The sequence below is a fragment of the Halopseudomonas laoshanensis genome, assembly GCF_008365385.1.
GTDB lineage: Bacteria > Pseudomonadota > Gammaproteobacteria > Pseudomonadales > Pseudomonadaceae > Halopseudomonas > Halopseudomonas laoshanensis.
The window spans coordinates 258,643-277,547 of record NZ_QOVF01000001.1 but is presented as its reverse complement, the minus strand read 5'-3'; the positions used below and the strand labels follow the sequence as shown (position 1 = coordinate 277,547).

Annotated in this window: 17 protein-coding genes and 1 other RNA gene; 7 read left to right on the top strand and 11 right to left on the bottom strand. The window is 56.8% G+C overall.

Translation table 11 applies throughout. The annotated features are described in order from the left end of the window. Window positions 1–101: 101 nt before the first annotated feature. On the top strand, window positions 102–2,870 hold the full coding sequence (locus DT594_RS01325) for a hybrid sensor histidine kinase/response regulator (protein ID WP_149331025.1): 2,769 nt from the start codon (window positions 102–104) through the stop codon (window positions 2,868–2,870). On the opposite strand, the gene DT594_RS01320 is transcribed toward DT594_RS01325, so the two are convergent. Beyond that, the gene (locus DT594_RS01320) at window positions 2,848–3,606 is read right to left on the bottom strand and encodes a sulfite exporter TauE/SafE family protein (RefSeq protein WP_149331024.1); all 759 of its coding nucleotides are present in this window, start codon (window positions 3,604–3,606) and stop codon (window positions 2,848–2,850) included. The two genes, DT594_RS01325 and DT594_RS01320, sit on opposite strands and share 23 nt — an antisense overlap. Before the next feature lie 71 nt (window positions 3,607–3,677). Between DT594_RS01320 and DT594_RS01315 the strand changes: the two genes are divergently transcribed. Further along, entirely contained in the window at window positions 3,678–3,905 is a 228-nt protein-coding gene (locus DT594_RS01315; protein ID WP_096346103.1) for a YheU family protein, read from the top strand. A gap of 67 nt (window positions 3,906–3,972) precedes the next feature. On the opposite strand, the gene DT594_RS01310 is transcribed toward DT594_RS01315, so the two are convergent. Beyond that, entirely contained in the window at window positions 3,973–5,304 is a 1,332-nt protein-coding gene (locus DT594_RS01310) for a serine hydrolase domain-containing protein (protein ID WP_149331023.1), read from the bottom strand. A gap of 114 nt (window positions 5,305–5,418) precedes the next feature. Beyond that, the gene (locus DT594_RS01305) at window positions 5,419–6,153 is read right to left on the bottom strand and encodes a substrate-binding periplasmic protein (RefSeq protein ID WP_149331022.1); all 735 of its coding nucleotides are present in this window, start codon (window positions 6,151–6,153) and stop codon (window positions 5,419–5,421) included. A 215-nt stretch (window positions 6,154–6,368) separates the two neighbouring features. Between DT594_RS01305 and DT594_RS01300 the strand changes: the two genes are divergently transcribed. Together DT594_RS01300 and DT594_RS01295 are read left to right on the top strand one after the other, a co-directional pair. Beyond that, complete coding sequence (locus DT594_RS01300) at window positions 6,369–6,638, top strand: hypothetical protein (RefSeq protein WP_149331021.1); 270 nt, start codon at window positions 6,369–6,371, stop codon at window positions 6,636–6,638. Window positions 6,639–6,741: 103 nt separating this feature from the next. Beyond that, window positions 6,742–7,611 carry a pirin family protein gene (locus tag DT594_RS01295; protein ID WP_149331020.1) on the top strand — a complete coding sequence of 290 codons (870 nt, stop codon included), beginning with the start codon at window positions 6,742–6,744 and terminating at the stop codon, window positions 7,609–7,611. Window positions 7,612–7,633: 22 nt separating this feature from the next. On the opposite strand, the gene recR is transcribed toward DT594_RS01295, so the two are convergent. The 4 genes from recR to ffs form a co-directional block, all read right to left on the bottom strand. Continuing rightward, window positions 7,634–8,248, bottom strand: a complete 615-nt coding sequence (recR, locus tag DT594_RS01290; protein ID WP_096346108.1) for a recombination mediator RecR — start codon at window positions 8,246–8,248, stop codon at window positions 7,634–7,636. Window positions 8,249–8,277: 29 nt separating this feature from the next. Continuing rightward, entirely contained in the window at window positions 8,278–8,604 is a 327-nt protein-coding gene (locus DT594_RS01285; RefSeq protein WP_149331019.1) for a YbaB/EbfC family nucleoid-associated protein, read from the bottom strand. A gap of 36 nt (window positions 8,605–8,640) precedes the next feature. Beyond that, a complete protein-coding gene (gene dnaX / locus DT594_RS01280) occupies window positions 8,641–10,716 on the bottom strand; it encodes a DNA polymerase III subunit gamma/tau (protein WP_149331018.1) in 2,076 nt (691 codons plus the stop codon). Window positions 10,717–10,850: 134 nt separating this feature from the next. Beyond that, an RNA gene (gene ffs / locus DT594_RS01275) (signal recognition particle sRNA small type) lies at window positions 10,851–10,947 on the bottom strand. 210 nt (window positions 10,948–11,157) lie between these two features. Between ffs and DT594_RS01270 the strand changes: the two genes are divergently transcribed. Further along, window positions 11,158–12,216: a lysylphosphatidylglycerol synthase transmembrane domain-containing protein gene (locus DT594_RS01270; RefSeq protein WP_149331017.1), complete on the top strand. Its 1,059-nt coding sequence runs from the start codon at window positions 11,158–11,160 to the stop codon at window positions 12,214–12,216. Further along, window positions 12,213–14,426 carry a glycosyltransferase gene (locus tag DT594_RS01265; protein WP_149331016.1) on the top strand — a complete coding sequence of 738 codons (2,214 nt, stop codon included), beginning with the start codon at window positions 12,213–12,215 and terminating at the stop codon, window positions 14,424–14,426. The genes DT594_RS01270 and DT594_RS01265 overlap by 4 nt, the downstream gene beginning before the upstream one ends. A gap of 134 nt (window positions 14,427–14,560) precedes the next feature. On the opposite strand, the gene DT594_RS01260 is transcribed toward DT594_RS01265, so the two are convergent. The 4 genes from DT594_RS01260 to DT594_RS01245 all read right to left on the bottom strand — a co-directional run bounded on the left by DT594_RS01260 (window position 14,561) and on the right by DT594_RS01245 (window position 16,992). Continuing rightward, window positions 14,561–14,773, bottom strand: a complete 213-nt coding sequence (locus DT594_RS01260; RefSeq protein ID WP_096346113.1) for a DUF1328 domain-containing protein — start codon at window positions 14,771–14,773, stop codon at window positions 14,561–14,563. A 129-nt stretch (window positions 14,774–14,902) separates the two neighbouring features. Then, on the bottom strand, window positions 14,903–15,133 hold the full coding sequence (locus DT594_RS01255) for a hypothetical protein (protein WP_149331015.1): 231 nt from the start codon (window positions 15,131–15,133) through the stop codon (window positions 14,903–14,905). Between the two features lie 273 nt (window positions 15,134–15,406). After that, window positions 15,407–16,330 carry an AEC family transporter gene (locus DT594_RS01250; RefSeq protein ID WP_149331014.1) on the bottom strand — a complete coding sequence of 308 codons (924 nt, stop codon included), beginning with the start codon at window positions 16,328–16,330 and terminating at the stop codon, window positions 15,407–15,409. Continuing rightward, complete coding sequence (locus DT594_RS01245) at window positions 16,330–16,992, bottom strand: thiopurine S-methyltransferase (protein ID WP_149331013.1); 663 nt, start codon at window positions 16,990–16,992, stop codon at window positions 16,330–16,332. The genes DT594_RS01250 and DT594_RS01245 overlap by 1 nt, the downstream gene beginning before the upstream one ends. A gap of 112 nt (window positions 16,993–17,104) precedes the next feature. Here DT594_RS01245 and DT594_RS01240 point away from each other — a divergent pair, with 112 nt between their 5' ends. Continuing rightward, window positions 17,105–18,853, top strand: a complete 1,749-nt coding sequence (locus DT594_RS01240; protein ID WP_149331012.1) for a potassium/proton antiporter — start codon at window positions 17,105–17,107, stop codon at window positions 18,851–18,853. The last annotated feature ends 52 nt before the right edge of the window (window positions 18,854–18,905 follow it).

The following is an 18,905-nucleotide window of genomic DNA, read 5'->3' as shown; positions in this document are numbered from 1 at the left end:
GTCCCGGGCATGCCCACAGAACCCGCGCCTGTGCTACATTCAAGCAAGCCTTGTCTCAATAACATTCCAATAATCGACAGGCACCCAGAGGTTTGCATCGGATGGCCCTGTCGCTAAGGCTGTTGTTACTTTGCTGCTCCTTTCTGCTGGCATTCCCATCGCATGCGCAGACGGTCGAACCCCTGTTGATCGAGCAGACCGATCTGCGCGTCAATCTGTCCTCCCACGTGTTGTTGCTGGAAGACCCAGAGGCAGGGTTCAGTGTCGATCAGATCCATGATAACCCGGGACGCAGTTGGCAGCCGGTGACGGGGAAATACCCCAACATGGGCAAAACGGGCTCCGCCTGGTGGCTGCGCTTCACCATCGACAACCCTTCCAGTACCAGCGTCAGCGGCGTAATCGAGATCAACTATCCGATTCTCGACAACCTGAAGTTGTTTCAATTCGCCGCGGACAAGCCGATCCGCGAACAACACAGTGGCGATCATCTATTGCTCGGTGAGCGGCCGATGCAGGTGCGCAACCCCTGGATGCCGGTGGAGCTGGTGCCCGGTCGTAACGACTTCTACCTGCGGGTGGAAACCAGCAGTACTGTGTTTGTACCCCTGTACTTTTCCACCTGGCCCGCCGCCGCGGCCAATCTGGAAGTCAGCATGCTCGCCAACGGCCTGTTCTACGGCGTATTGCTCGGCCTGTTTGCCTACAACCTGTTCTTGTACATGGCACTGCGCGAGCGCAGCTATCTCTGGTACCTGATTTACAACATGAACATGTTGCTGTTCATGGCGGCGTTCGATGGGCTGCTGTGGAAGTGGCTACCCATGGGCATCAGTTTCCAGTCGATCTCGATCTACAGCCTGATGTTCCTGCATTGCATCGTTGCCAGCCAATTCAGCCGGCACTTTCTGCATACGCGGGAGCGATTTCCCAGGATCGACTGGCTGCTGCGCTGCGTCATCATCATCGTTGGCCTGACATTGATCAGCCTGCCGCTGATCGGGCTCAATCTCTACAATCTGGCGGCCAGCCTGTACGTACTGGTCAGTTCAGCGATACTGCTCGCCACCGGCCTTTACGTCTGGCGCAAGGGCTTTCGCTACGGCTCCTACTACACGCTGGCCTGGGGCTTGTTATTGTGTTCACTGATGCTCTCGACAGCCGGCTCGCTGGGCATCGAGCTGGCGATTTCCTATGGCACTGACTGGGTAAAACTAGGGATTTGCGTCGAGCTGTTCATCCTCTCGCTGGGGCTGGCTGACCGAATAAATGCACTCAAGGAAGCGCGCTACAAAGCGGACGAACAGGCTCAACAAGCGCGTCTTGAGGCCGTCGCCCAGGGTCGCTTTCTGGCCAAAATGAGCCACGAGATCCGCACTCCGTTGAACGGCGTGCTTGGCATGTTGCAACTGCTGCGCGATACACGGCTGGACAGCAACCAGCGCTTCTACGTGGAAACCATAAACAGTTCCGGCAATGCATTGATCTCGGTGATCAATGACATCCTGGATTATGCTCGTATCGAGTCCGGCCAGGTTCGTCTGGAGCGTATCGAGTTCGATATCGAGCAACTCCTGTCCGATAGCTGCAGCCTGTTTACCGCCGAAGCCCTGAAAAAGAACCTGGAGATCTATTGCAGTCTGGATCCGGAAGCCCCTCGCTTACTGATCGGCGACCCTACCCGGCTGAAACAGGTGCTACTCAATCTGATGAGTAACGCGGTCAAATTTACTGAACAGGGACATATCGCGGTGCATGTCAGCCGCCTTGCAGTCGCGCAGGATAATGCTGTGCGGCTGCAGTTTGACATCAGCGATACCGGCATTGGCATCAGCGCGGACGCTCGACATCAACTATTCATGTCCTTCGCTCAGGCCGATAGCAGTACCACCCGCCGCTACGGCGGCAGCGGCCTGGGGCTGACCATCAGCCAGGAGCTGGCCAAGCTGATGGGCGGCCATATCAGAGTAGAGAGCCAGCCGGGGACGGGCTCGTGTTTCAGCTTCACGCTGGATTTTGAGCTGGTTGCGGCAACAGCCGACATCGCCGCAGAGGCAAGCCGAGGAACCACTGAGCTGCGCCCCGCCTGGCTAGTCAGCCAGAACCCCGCTGAGTCCGCCAGTTATCGCCTGCTGCTGATGCGCTTCGGCTATGACCCGCAGCCGCTTACCCTCGATCAACTGAACAGCAGCCAGCGATCTGGGCTGCTGCTTGCCAGTACCGCCGAGCTGGATCAGACGCAGCTCGCCAGTCTAAACCAGGCTTTGCAGGCGCACCGCGGAACGGCACTGGTGGTCTGTTCCGTGCATCTGCGGCAGGTGCTATCGGCCTGCGCTACAAGCCATTGCAGGCTATGCAATGCACCCATTACGCCAGTGCAGATGCATAAGGCTTTGGCTGAACTGGATATGGTCAGCAATAACCACGCCACGTCGACCGAATATGACCTGGATGTTTTCCCCAATCCGCTCGGCCGCTCACTCAGCGTGCTGGTCGCCGAAGACAATCCGGTCAACCAGATGGTGGTGCGCGGCTTGCTGGGGAAGCGCGGCTGCATGGTCAAGCTCGTGACCAATGGGGCCGAAGCGTTGGCGGTGTATCGCGCCAGTCCGGAGCAATTCCAGCTGATTCTCATGGATGGCGAAATGCCGGTCATGGACGGTTTTGAGGCTACCCGGCAAATACGCGCATTCGAGCGTCAGCATCGGCTCCCCGCGGTGACCATAGTCGCGTTGACCGCGCATATTCTCGAGAGCCACCGACAAGCTGGCGTCGAAGCGGGCATGAACGATTATCTGGCCAAGCCGGTCCAGCGTGATGCGCTCTATGCGGTGATCGACGCTCTACTCAACCGGGATAAAGCCCGTTGAATCCGTCATACAAGAGCTTGCACCCGGTTAGAAACAGGAAGACGTAACACAGCTGATATATGAGTTTCTCATTGCTGCGCTGGAGCATCCAGAAACCCAGCCATACCCCTATTGGGGCCAGTGGCAGGAGCGCCAGCGAGGTCAGAAGATTGCTGGTATTGAACTGATCCAGGTAAATATAGGCCGGCAGCTTGGCCAGATTGACCACAGCAAAGAACACGGCAATAGTGCCCATCAGCAGTGTCTTGTCCATTTTCTGCGGTAATAGATAGACATTGATTGGCGGCCCGCCAGCATGGATGCCGAAGCTGGTAAAGCCGGAGATGATGCCCCAGAATCCGCCGCGCACTATTCCCGCCCCGCGCACTGGTGGCTCTTCACCCCGGAGCCAGATGTTCAGTACGAAGACCAACGCGATGGCGCCAATCATCAGCTGTATATGTGCATCGTCCAGCAGGCGAAAGGTCAGACCGCCAATCAGCACGCCGATCAGCGCTGCCGGAATGATGATACGAAGGTTCGGCTTGTCCCAGCGGCCGCGGAAGGTCCTTAGCGCCGTGATATCCATCACGATAAGAATCGGCAGGAGTATTGCTGCCGCTTTCTGCGGCGAGACCACCAGTGCCATTAGCGGCACCGAGAGAATGGCAATATTGCCACCAAAGCCACCTTTGGCTATACCGTAGAACAGCACCGCAGGAATCGCACAAAGATAAAACAGAGGATCTGTAATCATCGCAAGCCAGACGTTATCGACAAGCCGCGCAGTGTATCATCTGCGCTCATGTCATCGAGGAAGTAGACACTGTGCTGATACCCCACGACCTTCTGGACCCCGCCACCCTTGAGCGCATGCTTGAGGATTTTGTTACCCGTGACGGCACCGACAACGGCTACGATGCCAGCCTCGACCAGCGCGTTGAGCGACTGCGCAAGCAGATCATCAAGGGCGATGTGGTCATCGTCTATCACGCCGACAGCGGTGACACCAGTCTGGCGCACCGCCGCGACGTGCCGGCAGAGATGTTCAACTAAACACCCACGCAGCAGTACTTCCTGTCGAGAATAGGCCCTGTCTGCTATCGAGAGTCGCGCCGGCCTGTTAGCGCAGCAGGTCAGCCAGCGCCTGCATCGCCGGGAGCGTGGTCGGGAACGTAAAGGCTGAGCTCGCTACTGGGTGCGATGACAACCGCACCACCACCAGGCCAACTGCCGGGTTGACGTGGATCATCTGACCATGGACCCCCAAAGCCTCAAAAGCACCATCGGCGTTATGGCTGATCCACCATTGGTTACGGTAGGAATAGCCTGGCTGAAAATCCCGACCTGAAGCCTTGAAAGCCTCTCTATCGGCTCCCTCGCGTATCGCCTTGACCGCCTTGGCGCTGACGATCTGCTCACCATTAAAACGGCCCTCAAGCCGCATCATCTCGCCGAACCGCGCCAGATCGCGCAGGCTGGCATTCATACCGGCGCCGGCCCACTCGGCACCATGGCGGTCCACCAGCAGAAAGGCGTCATGCTCGGTCCCCAGCTTGGTCCAGATGCGCTCACTGATCAGCTCCGCCAGGTGTTTGCCGGTAGCCTTGCGCAGTACCCAGCCGAGCACTTCGGTATGCACCGTGCGATACATGAAGCGCTCGCCGTGCTCACCGTCGGCGCCGATGGTCGGTAGGTAGCTGTACAGCTCGCGCTGTCCGGCAAAGTCCGCAGGGACCGGCAGCATGCCCGCCGCGAAGGCGTACTTGATGACGTCGGAATCCGCATCGGCATAGACTTCGCTGTAGTCGATATCTGCCGTCATATTCAGCAACTGCTGGAGGGTGGCGCCCTCCCAGCCGCTGCCTTTCAATTCCGGCACATATTCAGTGACCAACGTCTGGCCATCAAGGACGCCCTCCTCCATCAGCTGAGTCGCGAGCAAACCAGCGAAAGACTTGGTCATCGACCACATCATGTGCGGATTCTGTTCCGGCATTCCCTCGTGATAGGCCTGATAGATGACTTTGCCATCGAGCATGATCAAGGTCGCGTCCGCGAAAGACGCCGTCAGGTAGTCGGCAAAACTCAGGGTGTTACCGTCCGGGCCGGTAAAGGTCAGCGCATCAATCTCCGCCCGCCGATCATCTCCGGCTGGCAACGGAACAGCCGCGCCGGGGCCCCTGGCGACGTTGCGGGAAGGCAGCAGTTCACGCATATGGTGAAATGCCCAGCGCAGTTTTGGGTATTCGCTCAAGAAATTAGCGGCCGTCACCTGTTTGTCCGCGGCGGGTGGAAAACCTTGCATCAATTGCAGTTTATCCAGGCGTACGCTATCGGGAGTCGGCAAGGCTGGGGCTTTATCCTGCGCCAGTGAAGGAGTGTGAGTAGCCATCAGTGTTACCAGAATCAGCGGGGGGAGATACGCGGTGAGGCGCGGTCGTTGAATGAGCATGATATGTCCGATCTTTTTGTTGTTGTCAGCTCAAAGACTAACCAATGCGACGCAACAAATCAGCTCAGTTTGGGGCGCAATCAGCGTTTATTCAGTCACCGAATCAGTCGGCATTCAATACTCTGCATATCGCGCTTCAATACGCTGGTACTCACCGCTGTCGATGATCGCTGCAAGCCCCTGGTCAAACAAGTCACGATCCGCATCCCGGACAAAGCCTACCCGGTATCCGGTGGGAGGAAACAGGCCGTGTTCAATCACCGGCTGATGAATATCTACACGGTCGGCCACTACCGGATCAAAAGCGCGAAAAATCCGCCGGTCGCCAATCATGACATCTACTCGGCCGGCATACAGCAGCATGTTGCGAGTCACCTGGCGGGCTTCCTCCCGATAGCGGCGGTTGTTCAGCGCCATACTGCGAAACTCGTCGCCGAGTAGAAACCGAGCACGCTGGAAAGCGCTGACCGAGTACAGGCTGAGATCCTCGATACCCGTGAGCTGCACATTGCGTGCGGCGAGTGACACAGCCACGTTCTGGTATTCGATATAGATGGCGGAATAGTGCGCGGGCACCCCGCTGGTGGTATTGGTAGAGGTGATGGCGTCCAGCTCGCCGCGTTCGAGCATACGATGCAGACGCTCCAGCGGCGCGTGATAGGGCTGCACTTCGCGCTGCTGCTGGGCAAATGCGGCAAGCACAATATCGTATTCCAGCCCGCGTGCTTCACCTTCGAAAATGTACGGCGGTTTGTGCGTACCAAATCCGACCTTGAAGCTCTCGCCCAGCGCTGGCGCGGCTCCGAGACACAACAGCAGGATAGCTAGTCGGGGAACTGAAATCAGCATGCTGACTCTCATTAGTAAGTGCGAAAGAATGTCGCAGGAACATTAATTGTCGTGCGTAAGCTACTCCTGTCATTCACTATAGCAAGGCATTAGCTGTTTCAATTTATTCTCCGCAGCGCCGGGACAAGCCAGCGCTTGGTGCGAAGTAGTATTGTCGTTACGATAACGTTTGCGTTTAGCAAGCCGTTAACAAGAGCAGTCAACGAGGTTACTTGATGAAAATACTAACGGGTCTGGTACTTACCGCCCTCTTCGGCATGGCCGCTTTGCCAGCCTATGCCTGCACGCCCGAAGAAGCCCAAGCCAAGGCTGAGGAAGTGGCTGAAACCATCCATCGGCTCGCCGACGGTGACCAGGCCAAAGCCAACGAGCTGCATAAGCAGCTATTGGGATTACAATTGCGTGACCCTACACGCAGTGATCATGGCGCCTGCGAAGCCTATGACCGTATTAACAAGGAACTGAAAGAGAAAGCCGGCGAATAAGCGCTTCACATCAAATAAATCGATTTAAAGCGGGCATTTTTTGCGCTATTTAATCGATTAATCCCTCTCTAGACTAATGACATACCTCAATAGGAGATATGTCATGTCTACCTCAGTTAATCGCGATCTGGTTGAAGTGCTGCTGGGCCAAGCCGCGTCCGATGGTGATGGCGTCAAGCTCAAACGCGTGTTCGGTGGCAGTGGTGCCGAACGCTTTGACCCGTTTCTGATGCTCGATGAATTTGGCTCCGATGAAGCGGCCGACTATGTTGGCGGCTTCCCATCGCATCCGCACCGGGGCTTCGAAACCGTCACCTACATGCTTGAAGGTCGAATGCTGCACGAGGACCACCTGGGCAACCGCGGCTTGCTCGAACCAGGTGGAGTCCAGTGGATGACCGCAGGCAAAGGCATTATCCATTCGGAAATGCCGCAGCAGGCCTCCGGTCGGATGCGCGGCTTTCAACTCTGGGTAAATCTGCCTGGCGCGGAAAAAATGCAGCCTGCGTCCTATACCGACCTGCCCTCTTCCGCCATCGCCGAGCAACGGCTTTCCGGTGGAGGCTTGGTCAGAGTCATAGCGGGCGAAATCGACCTGGGCAAGGGCTCCATATCCGGCCCCATCACCGGCAAAAGTACCGAGCCGCTGTACCTGGATCTACACCTGCTGCCGGGCGAGCGCGTTGAGCTGCCGCTGTCCATGCACCTGAATGCCATGCTCTATGTCTATGAGGGGCAGGTCACCCACCACGGCCGGGAACAGGATCAGCTATTGGACAAGAGCCGTCTGGGTCGGCTGGGGCCCGGCAACCGGATAGCGCTATCGGCTGAAAACGAGGGCGCGAAAGTGCTGGTGATTGCCGGCAAGCCGCTGGGCGAACCCATAGTGCAGTACGGCCCGTTCGTGATGAACAGCAGAGACGAGATCGAACAGGCGCTGCGCGATTATCGCGACGGACGCCTGGCCAGTTGAAGCAGGCTGCACAGGGCCAACGTCAGAGGATTGGCGTTCGCCCTGCCAGCGCATGGGCCAGCGTGCCGCCATCAATATATTCCAACTCGCCTCCCAGCGGCACACCGTGCGCAATGCGCGACACCTTGATACCTCGGGGCTTGAGCAGGTTGGCAATATAATGCGCGGTCGCTTCGCCCTCGACCGTCGGGTTGGTAGCCAGAATCACCTCGGCTACCGCGCTTTCCTCGATAGCAGATCTCTCCACGGCTTCGAGCAGCGCAGGAATACCGATCTCTTCAGGACCCAACCCGTCAATCGGCGACAGCTGACCCTTGAGCACGAAATAGCGCCCGTGAAACCCTCCGGCCTGCTCAACCGCCCAAACGTCCGCAGGGCTCTGCAGAATACACAGCAAGCTGCTGTCACGGCGTGGATCACTGCAGATGGCGCAAACGTCGTGCTCGCTCAGGGTGCGGCAACGGCTGCAATAGCCGACACCATCCATTGCGGCGTGCAAAGCGTCGGCCAGATGCCGAGCCACATCACGGTCACGTTCAAGCAAATGCAGCGCCATACGCTGGGCGGTCTTTGGACCGACTCCCGGCAAGCCACGCAGGCCATCAATCAAACGGCGAATCAAAGGGCTGAAACTCATTTAGCAGCCTTGCACAAATAGTGGATAGATCAGAAAGGCATCTTGAAGCCGTCAGGCAGGTTCATACCCTGGGTCAGGCCGGCCATCTTTTCCTTGTTGTTGGTTTCCAGCTTGCGCACTGCGTCGTTGAAAGCAGCCGCCACCAGATCCTCAAGGATCTCCTTGTCTTCGCTCATGAGGCTGTCATCCAGACTCACCCGTTTGACGTCATGCCGACCATTCATCATCACCGACACCAGACCAGCACCTGATTGCCCGGTCACTTCGGCATTAGCCAGCTCTTCTTGCATTTTCTGCATCTTTTCCTGCATTTCCTGCGCCTGCTTCATCAGCCCGGCCATGCCGCCTTTCATCATGATGCTGTCCTCGTTTCAAAGGTAAGGTAATTAAATTCAGGGTTTCGCCGCGTCAATCGGACGAATACTCTCAGCGCATATTTCTGCAGAAAACGTCTGCATCAAGCTCATGACCAGCGGATCCTGACGAATGCTCGATTCCGCCTCCTGCTGACGCTTGAACTTGCGCCTGGCAGCCGCGATCGCTGGCGTTTCCTGCTCTGGCGCTGTGGTTTTGACCTCCAGCGTGATGCTCAGGTTCAAATGCTCATTGATTGCCTGCTGCAGCCGCAGGCGATGGTTCTCGTTATACAGCGCGCTGTGTCCGGGATCCAGATGCAACGTCCAGGCATCGGCAGATCGCTCCACCAGCTCGCAATGCGCGGCGATGCTCTGCGTCAGACCACTGAGGCCCAGCCCCAGAAAGATCTCCAACCATTCAGCAGCCAGGCCGCTGGCAGGCGGTAGATCGCTGATAGTGTCCTGCGCCTGGACCACCTCTTCGGCCAGGGTCTCGGCAGCCTCCGCTTCAGCCTGCCAGTCGCCCAGATATTGGCTGATATCCAGCGCTTCATCAGCATCCACATCAATATTATCGTCAGCCGCACCATCGTCCGGGATAGCCTGCAGCCATTCCGCCGGGGGCTCTTCCAGTGGCGGCTTCACTGGCACCCCTGCCTTCAACGGCTGCCCGGAGTGCATGCGCGTACTGGTGTCTGCCGAAGCCGCAGTCAACTGCGGCGCAGCAGAGCCGTCAGCCTGTCCAGCATCTGTAACCGGTTCTACTGCAGGAGACGAGTTAGCAGCCGCAGTGGCCGCGACAGCAGGGGTTGGCTCACTGGTGTCCGGCGACGCGCTTACCTTGGGCTCAGGGCGCTCAGTCGGTTCATGCCGGACTTGGGGATCATCAGCAGCGGCCGTGGGATGGGTCTTGGCAACATCCCTACCGACGGCCGGTACGGGGAGCGGGGATTCAGCCTTGGCCTGGCTGAGCCCCGAGGACTTTCCCGGCGGCGCCGAAGAGGGCGCGGCCGAGTCCTGTGACAGACTGCCCGGCCGAAACGCCAGCATGCGCAGCAAGGCCATCTCGAAGCCGCCACGCGGGTCGGGCGCAAGCGGCAGATCGCGCCGGCCATGCAGCCCGAGTTGATAGAACAACTGCACATCTTCGCCACTCAAGCGGCCTGCCAGATCCAGAATGCGCTCCTGGTCACCCAGGCTGTTGTCGGCCGCAGCGGGCAATACCTGGGCGATGGCAACGCGTTGCAGGGTAGAGATCAGTTCTGCCAATACACCAGCAAAATCCACACCTTGCTCGGCTAGCTGAGCCACGGCAGCCAATACGCCGGGCGCATCATGGGCCGCAAGCGCGTCGAGCAGACCGAATACCTGGCCGTGATCGATAGTACCGAGCATCGAGCGCACATCGGCAATCTGCAAAGCACCGTTACCGAAGGCTATGGCCTGGTCAGTCAGACTCAAGGCGTCGCGCATGGAACCATCGGCGGCGCGGCCGAGTAGCCATAACGACTCCTCGTCAAAGCGGATCATCTCCTCGCCCAGCACGTGTTTGAGGTGATCGACAATCTTCTCCGGCAGCATGTTCTTCAGCGAGAACTGCAAGCAACGGGACAACACGGTTACCGGGAGTTTTTGCGGGTCGGTAGTCGCCAATAGAAACTTGACGTGTTCCGGCGGCTCTTCCAGCGTCTTCAGCAACGCATTGAAACTGTGGCTGGAGAGCATGTGCACTTCGTCAATCAGGTAGACCTTGTAACGGCCTCTGGACGGCGCATATTGCACGTTGTCGAGCAGTTCACGGGTGTCTTCGACCTTGGTCCGGCTGGCCGCGTCGACTTCAATCAGGTCGACAAAACGGCCCTCGTCGATCTCCTTGCACGCGGAACACACTCCACAAGGTTCGGAGCTGACGCCGGTTTCGCAGTTGAGGCATTTAGCCAGAATACGCGCGATGGTGGTCTTACCCACACCGCGAGTACCGGTGAACAGGTAGGCGTGATGCAGCCGGTCATGATCCAGGGCATTGATCAGGGCCTGCAAAACGTGGGTCTGGCCGACCATTTCACGGAACAGGCGCGGACGCCATTTACGGGCAAGTACCTGATAACTCATTGGATGTCTGTAGTCCGGTCTGATCTGAAGGCAAGCGCTACTGTACCCAAAGCGGGGCGACATTGCGAGATGCACGACGGCGAGAAATAGGAGAGTAAAAGCGAGAAATAAAAGCGGGAAATATTGGGTGGCAGCCCCGCCAGCCACACCCCGGCACACGATATAACCGCTGTGGCTGCTCCCTTCCGGGCCTGACCAGGTTAACGGCGAATCATTGCGAGGGGACCGACAGGGCCACCATAACAAACCCGTACTGGACGGGCCGCGCTATTGTAACGGCTTGGCGAGAACTTACAAGCCGTTGCTGTCGCCAACAGCTTCAACGCACTGCCCGCATCGTGAAAACGCCTGTGAACTGGATGCAAGAAAATCGCCTTTTAGTATTCGAGCCCATGGGAATTCACGTTAGACTGCCTTTTGCCCTGGTAAAGTGAACGACCCATGCCCCGTAGCTCCAAGCCCGCACCACTTCAACCTGTTACATCGGTGGGTCGGCTGTTCGCCCTCGCCTGCCTGTTCGTGGGTTTTGCCGCTTTAGGTACCTGGGCAGTCTATGACCAGTTCGCCGGCCAGAGTCTCAGCTTTGATATGCGCCTGCTGCATTGGTCCGCCCTGCTACCCATTGCTGTATTGCTGATAATCTACTTCGCCGCAGACGGGCTACGGCTACACTTTACCCTGCGCGCTTTAGGCGAGTGCCTGCCGTTAAAGCGGATATTCAGTCTGGTTTTTATCAACATCTTTTTTTCCAACATTACTCCTATGGCTACTGGCGGCGGGTTTGCTCAGATGTGGTACCTGCAACGCCACGGTGTCAGCCTTGGCGTCGCGGGTGCCGCGACTACCATCCGGACATTGCTTGCCGTGATCTTTATTTTCACCCTGACCCCAATCTTTCTGCTGACCTCGGAAGTGCTTCGCGACCAGGCGGTAATTGGCGCCATAGGCGGCTGGCTGGCGCTCTTGATTGTGCTTTACCTGGGCTTTTTTGCACTGGTACTGCTGCGCACACGCTGGTTGATCATCCCGCTGTCCGCCCTCTTCAATGCCGCTCGCAAGCTGCATCTGATCGGCAGTGCAAGGCATCGACGGTGGCAATTCAAACTGCGTCGCGAGATGCTGCGATTTGCCCGCAGCTTCAAGCACTACATCGGCGGCAATCGCACAGATGTGCTTTTATCGATCGCCTTCACCTGTATCTTCCTGCTTGCGCTGTTCAGTTTTCCAGCGCTGCTGATTGCCAGCCTGGATTACGATATCGACTACCTGATCAGCGTTGGGTTGCTGGTGGTCACGACCTTCATCATGTATTTCTCGCCTACCCCAGGCGCTTCGGGTATTTCCGAGGGCGTATTCGGTAGTTTCTTCAGCACGCTACTAGGGGTCGAGCATCTGGTGTTGGTCACTATCAGTTGGCGGGTGCTGACTATTTATCTGGGCATGGTGGTTGGGTTGATCATGATGCAGGTCGAATTTGGCCGCCAGCGGGACACGCAGTGATGCGAAAACGTCCCTTCAAGGCGTTGTTCTATCTGAACATCGCATTAGTCATGGCGCTGATCGGCTATAAAGGCTATTTGAACCTGTCAAAACCCGAATTTTCCGCCGTGCATACTCAGCAACTGCTGGAGCTGCAAAGCAAACTGGGAGATGCCGAGCAATTCAGTTTCGCCGTGGTCGGCAATATCAACAACTCGGTCGGTGTATTCGAGCGAACTTTCATTCCTTTGCTGAATGAGGGGAGCACCGATTTTCTGGTCTCAGCCGGCAACGCCGTAAGTGCTGGCGGTGAAGATAAGTACCGCGCGCTCTACGGTACTTTAAGCCACCTGCAGATCCCCTATCTGCTGACCTTTGGCTCCAATGAATACGCCAATTTCGGCAGCTTTCGCTTTTATGAGCACTTCGGCCCGCATTTCTTCTCGGTAACGCTCGGAGACAGCCGGCTTATTTTTCTCGATGGCACCGGCAAAACCCATTTCCGCTGGCAGCTGGAATGGCTCACCGACCTATTGGGCAGTGACGATGCCGCGCATACCTTCTTGTTTATCGGCTACCCACCCCTGCACGTCGAGGACAACAGCCTGCTGATTGAGGACGAAGACTTTCTGGCACCTGCCGAATTTGTCGATCGCCTGATGAGGCTGGTTAAACAACATCATATCGATCTGGTATTTTCGGCCAACCTACCCATGTATTCAGAGCGGGAGATCGCCGGGACTCGTTTTATCACCACCGGCGGCGCCGGCGGCCTGATACTCAATGATGACACCAGCTTCTATCACTATGTACGCGTGCAGGTCAGCGCCACAGGCGTCACCACAGAACTGGTGCCGGTAGAGATTGGCCAGCACCCTCTATTCAAAAAGCTGGAAAGCCTGTGGTTTTTTATCTACTCGTTGTTCTATGTAGGGTTCGTCAATTTCCTGCTGATATTGGGATTGATGAGTCTGCTGGCGATGCGCCTGTACACTCTGGTCTTTGTTGGCCGCGACTATTATCGCAACTTTGACATCAATCCCGCGCCCTGGATCGAAAAGCCCGTCCGGGTGGCGATGTTCACCAACAACTATTTGCCCTTTATTGGCGGCGTGCCGCTGTCTATCCAGCGCCTGTGCACAGGCTTGCGAGCGCGCAGCAATGAAACCCTGATCGTCGCGCCACGCTACACCAATCAACGCGACGACGAGCCTGGAGTAATCCGCCTGCCATCGCTGTTATCACTGGGTTCTCGACAGGAGTTCAGACTTGCCAATATTTTCTCCCCTGGCATTCATCGGCAAATCAAACAATTTCGTCCGGATATTATTCATCTGCATCACCCGATCTGGATTGGATCGCTGGGGTTGTTTATCGGTCGGCGCCTAGGCGTGCCCGTGGTCTACACCTACCACACGCGCCTGGAGCATTACGCTCACTTTGTACCGCTGCCCGGCAATCTGTTCCGCAACCTGATTTCACACTCGCTGATCAAGCGGTTCGCCAATAAATGTGACGGCATTGTGGTCCCGACGTATTCTGCCGAAGAATATTTGCGCATGATCGGCGTCAAGGCGCCGACCTTCGTCCAGCCTACCGGGATAGATTTTCAGCGTTTTCAGTCAGTTGATGAAAGCGACCTATCCGCCCTGCGCAGAGAGTTGGGGATCGGGCGGGAAATCATACTGATCAGTGTGGCGCGGCTGTCGAACGAGAAAAACATCGACTTCATGATCGATGCCGTGCAGCAGTTGCGCCTGGAGATCGCCCAGCCTTTCAGGCTATTGATGATCGGCGATGGGCATCAGCGGCAACGGCTGCAGAAGCGCATCGACGAGTTGCAGTTGGGGGCCTGGTTTTCGTTGGTCGGCGCGGTCGATCCGGCGCAGATGGCCTCTTACTACCGCCTGGGAGACTTGTTTGTATTCGCTTCCAAATCAGAAACCCAGGGCATGGTCATCCTGGAAGCCATGGCCGCCGGAATGCCAGTGGTCGCCATACGCTCAAGTGGTATTGATGATGTGATCGCGCAGGGGGTAAACGGCTTCAAAACGCCGGAGAATCAGCGCCTATGGCAGGCGGAAGTGGCAAAGCTGATATGCGACGCTGATCTGCGCCAGCAAATGGGCAGCAACGCTCGGAATTCTGCCAGAGCGCATTCAGTTGATCAGTTCGCGATGGAGATCAAGAGCATCTATGCCGAAATACTTGCCCAGCAGCCTGATCGATAGTTATCAAAGTCCGCTGGATAGTTCGGCTAACTAGATAGTTCTACTAGACAGTTCGGCTGGATAATTAGATCGGATAGCTAGACCAGATAGGTGCGGTTGCAGCTATCCAGTCTAAACGTACCTTGTAACAGCAATTACCAGTTAACCGAGGTGGCACGCGGCAGACTGGTGCGCTGCATGCGAATGCGTCGACCCATCCCGAGGATGAACGACAGCACGAACATCAACATGAAGACAACAAATAGAAATTTACCGGCAGCCGCTACAACGCCTATAGCCGCTCCGCCAAAACCTACAATCGCTGCAGCAATAGCCACAATCAGAAAAGCAATAGCCCATACAATCATCGTTCTACCCTCCCAACACTCTCAGTTTGATGGACCGTCTCAAAGGCTCTGACGATCACAATGATTTACCGCAAACCTTCTGGATCAAATCTTCCTGATAGAGTTACTTCTCTTGAAACCCAGCTTGTCTCAAAACACCCAGCTTGATTTTTCACTGCCGAACGGACGGAGGCCCTGCTCGACGCTCGTTCTTTGCAGCTGATCGCTCGCCTGCTGACGGATTTCGGCTGGCAGGCTGGATTGAACCGGATAGGTACGCTTCTGTTCGGGGCTGTTGCCGCCACTAACCAGCAGCATGACTGTTGCCCCAGTCAATAACATTGTTGCGAAAACGCCTTGCCCGAGATCCTTGTACTTCATCTTGTTCTCCCCTGGTTCTAACCAGCATCGGCTGCTTGTGGCCGCCAATAGTTCTGTTACGTACATAGAGGAGTGCACGCTGCGTGCCAGTCTTTATTTATTAAAATATTTATTTAAATCAATAACTTAAAAACCACGCCCAGCCACCCGAATAGGCATCATGCACGACGTGCCGATTTGGTGGATTGCATTTTGCACGATATATCGAGGGGTGGATCGAGGTGGGATAGCCAGGCGCGAAGCTCGCGCCCGACAGAGGGAAGCGAATTTAGTTCAGTTACTCAGAACCCATGAAACCATAAACGGGATATAGATGAGCGCGACCAATGTGCTCAGCAGAGTGGTGCCTGCAACTTGCCGCGGAGAAGTGTTGAGCAAAGTGGCAATAACGACGGTATTGGCGGCGATAGGAGTGATCGAGATCAGAAACACCGCTCTGTAGACCGGCAGCTCATACAGCTGGAGAAAACGGCTATCTACCCACCAGAACGCCAGGGCTAGCAGCGGCCAGGAGATGAATTTGCCAAAAAATGCCAAGGCTGTGAAGCGCAGGTCACCGGCCAGGCCGCGCATGCTGAGAATACTCATGCCAATAATCATCATGCCCAAAATACTGTAAGCGCCACGCAGGTTGTCAAACAACGGTACCAGCACCTCCGGCATGCCAATCTGTGACAGATTGAGCGCTACTGCCAGGGCGAAAGCATAAATCGCGGGTAGGCGGGCGACTTTCAGCAGACAGTCGCGAACGCCAAACCGCCCACGTGCAGCGAGATAGAAGCCCACCGAGTTTTCAAACAGCGTGGTGCCAAGCATGCAAACAATATAAATGCTTAAACCCTGCTCGCCGAACAGCAGCAACGCCACCGGAATGCCAAAGTAGCCGGTATTACCGGTCCCTACAGACAGTGGGATCAGGTTGGCGACCGGATCCTTGAGCCAGCGCCGGGCGACTACCAGATGGGCCAGCGCCAGCATCGTGCAAAATGCAAAGACCAGAAACGGCAGCATGATCACACTGAGGGAGAGCGGCGCGGCCATGACCCCTGCAAAGATCACCGACGGCGTGACGATATACAGCATGATGCCAGCGATATGGCTACCGCTGGCTTGCAAATAGCGTCCCGCCAGCCAACCAAGCCCCACGGTTATATACAAAGGCAAAAGCTTGTAGAGCAGAATCAGCGCGGCGCTCATCAGGCCGCGGGTGTCCTGATGATGTGATACACCCGCTCACGCAACTGCGTCATCCCCTGTTGGCGAAACAAGGCGTGATCCTTCAAAACGTCCTGATCATCCAGCTGAGTCACCTCGCAACCGGCAAACAGGGCTCGCACCTCAGCGTCAGGCACACTGAAAGGCGGGCCGGGTCGCTCGGCTTGCGGGTAATCCAGGGTCACCAGCAACATCTGCCAGCTCGCAGGAAGGATTGTGAGCATGTGAGTGACGTAGCGAGCGCGCATGTCTGGCGGGAGCGCGATCAGCGCAGCGCGGTCATAGACTGCGGCGACCTGCTCGATATGCTCTGGCTGCACGGCAAAGAAATCGCCCGCAAAGAGCTGCAGGCCCTGCCCTTCGGCCACATCAAATGATTCTTCACGGCGCCAGTGCAAGGCCAACTGATTTTCCTGGGCAAAGTCTTCCAGCGCGCTACGCGACAGTTCGATCCCCGTCACCGAGTGACCATGATCACGTAGCCAGAGCAGGTCGAGACTTTTGCCACACAACGGCACACATACCGCACTCCCTGAGGGCAACCCCAGCTGCGGCCACCAGCGGACCAACAGTGGGTTGGCCCTGGATTTGTGAAAACCAATCTCACCGCGCTGCCAGCGCTCGTGCCAGAAACGGGCGTCCATTTCATTCACCTTCGGGTTGCAATCGATTGACTATACAGCAATTTTTAAACTCGTCCGGCTGTTCAGGATATAGTATGGGCTGATTCACCATCAGGACGGACCAGCCACCCGTATGGATTATATAAACACGCTTTTTCTCATCGGCGCCATGCTGCTGTGCGCCAGCATTCTGGCCAGTTCACTTTCATCCCGGCTGGGCATTCCCTTACTGTTGATATTCTTGATTATCGGCATGCTCGCCGGTGTGGATGGATTTGGCGGCATTGCTTTCGACAATACCTCTACTGCCTTCATGATCGGCAGCCTGGCGCTGGCCATTATCCTGCTGGATGGTGGTATGCGCACCCGGGTGGAGAATTTCCGCGTCGGGCTGTGGCCCGCGATGTCACTGGCGAGTATTGGTGTGGTGATAAGCGCCGGATTGACGGGCATGCTGACTGCCTGGCTGCTGAACATCCACTGGCTACAAGGCTTGCTGCTGGGGGCCATTGTTGGCTCTACCGACGCCGCGGCGGTATTTTCGCTGCTGCAGGGCAAGGGGCTGAATCTCAAGCAGCGCGTAGGCGCAACGCTGGAGATCGAATCAGGCTCGAACGATCCGATGGCGATCTTCCTGACCATTACTTTGGTGGAGATGTTGTCCTCTGGACAGGAGAGCTTCAGCTGGAACTTTCTGCTGCTGCTGGTTCAGCAGTTTGGCATAGGCGGTCTCTGCGGCTTGGCTGGCGGCATGCTGCTGGCCTGGCTGGTCAATCGTGTGCACCTGGCGACAGGTCTCTACCCCTTGCTGATCACCAGCGGCGCGATTCTGGTATTCGCTTTTGCCAATAGCATCGGCGGTAGCGGTTTTCTGGCCATCTACCTGACGGGCCTGGTGCTGGGCAATCGGCGCGTACGCAACTTGCAGAACATACTGCATGTGCAGGATGGAATGGCCTGGCTGAGCCAGATCGGCATGTTCCTTATGCTCGGCCTGTTGGTGACCCCCAGTGAAATGATCATCATCGCTGGGCCGGCTGTCGGCATTGCGCTTTTTCTGATTCTGGTGGCGCGCCCGGTGGCGGTACTGATATGTCTGGCGCCCTTCGTGTTCTCCTGGCGCGAACGCCTGTTTATTGCCTGGGTGGGGCTGCGCGGTGCAGTGCCGATTATTCTGGCGATCTTCCCGCTACTCGCCGGGCTTGAGCAGGCGCAATTGCTGTTCAACGTCGCCTTTGTGGTGGTGCTGGTATCGTTGCTGTTGCAAGGCTCCTCGCTGCCACTGGCCGCTCGCCTGTGCAAAGTGGAAATCCCGCCACAGCCAGAGCCGATGCAGCGCACCAGCCTGGATATCGCGATCGACGGCGATTACGAAGTCATGATCTACCAGCTGGATAATGCCAACTGGTGTGTCGGGGTGCAGTTGAAGCAACTCACCATGCCCGCGGAATCGCGCATAGCCGCAGTGTTTCGCGGTAGCCACCTGTTGCATCCCTCCGGCAGCACACGGCTGGCGTTGAACGATGTGCTATGCATTATCGGTAGCCCCAGGGATCTGCCAGCATTATCCCGACTGTTCAGTAAGGCACATACACCCAGCTACCTGGAGAACCGCAAGTTCTTCGGCGACTTCATCCTCGAAGGCGACGCGCAGCTTAGCGCGGTGGGAAACTTCTATGGGTTCGAGGTGCCGCCTGAATTGGGTGAACTGACCCTGGCGGCTTTCTTCAGCAAGCAGTTTGGTGGACACCCGGTGGTGGGCGACCGGGTAGAGTGGGAAGGTCATACCTGGGTCGTTGCTGCGCTGGATAATGACCTGATTCTCAAGGTCGGGTTGAAGCTTGGCAGTGGCTCAGGCAAGCCGCCGATGGGTTTCATCTAGGTCGGCGGTAAATCCTTATGTACGCTTTTGCTTGACCTTGACATGATGTCAA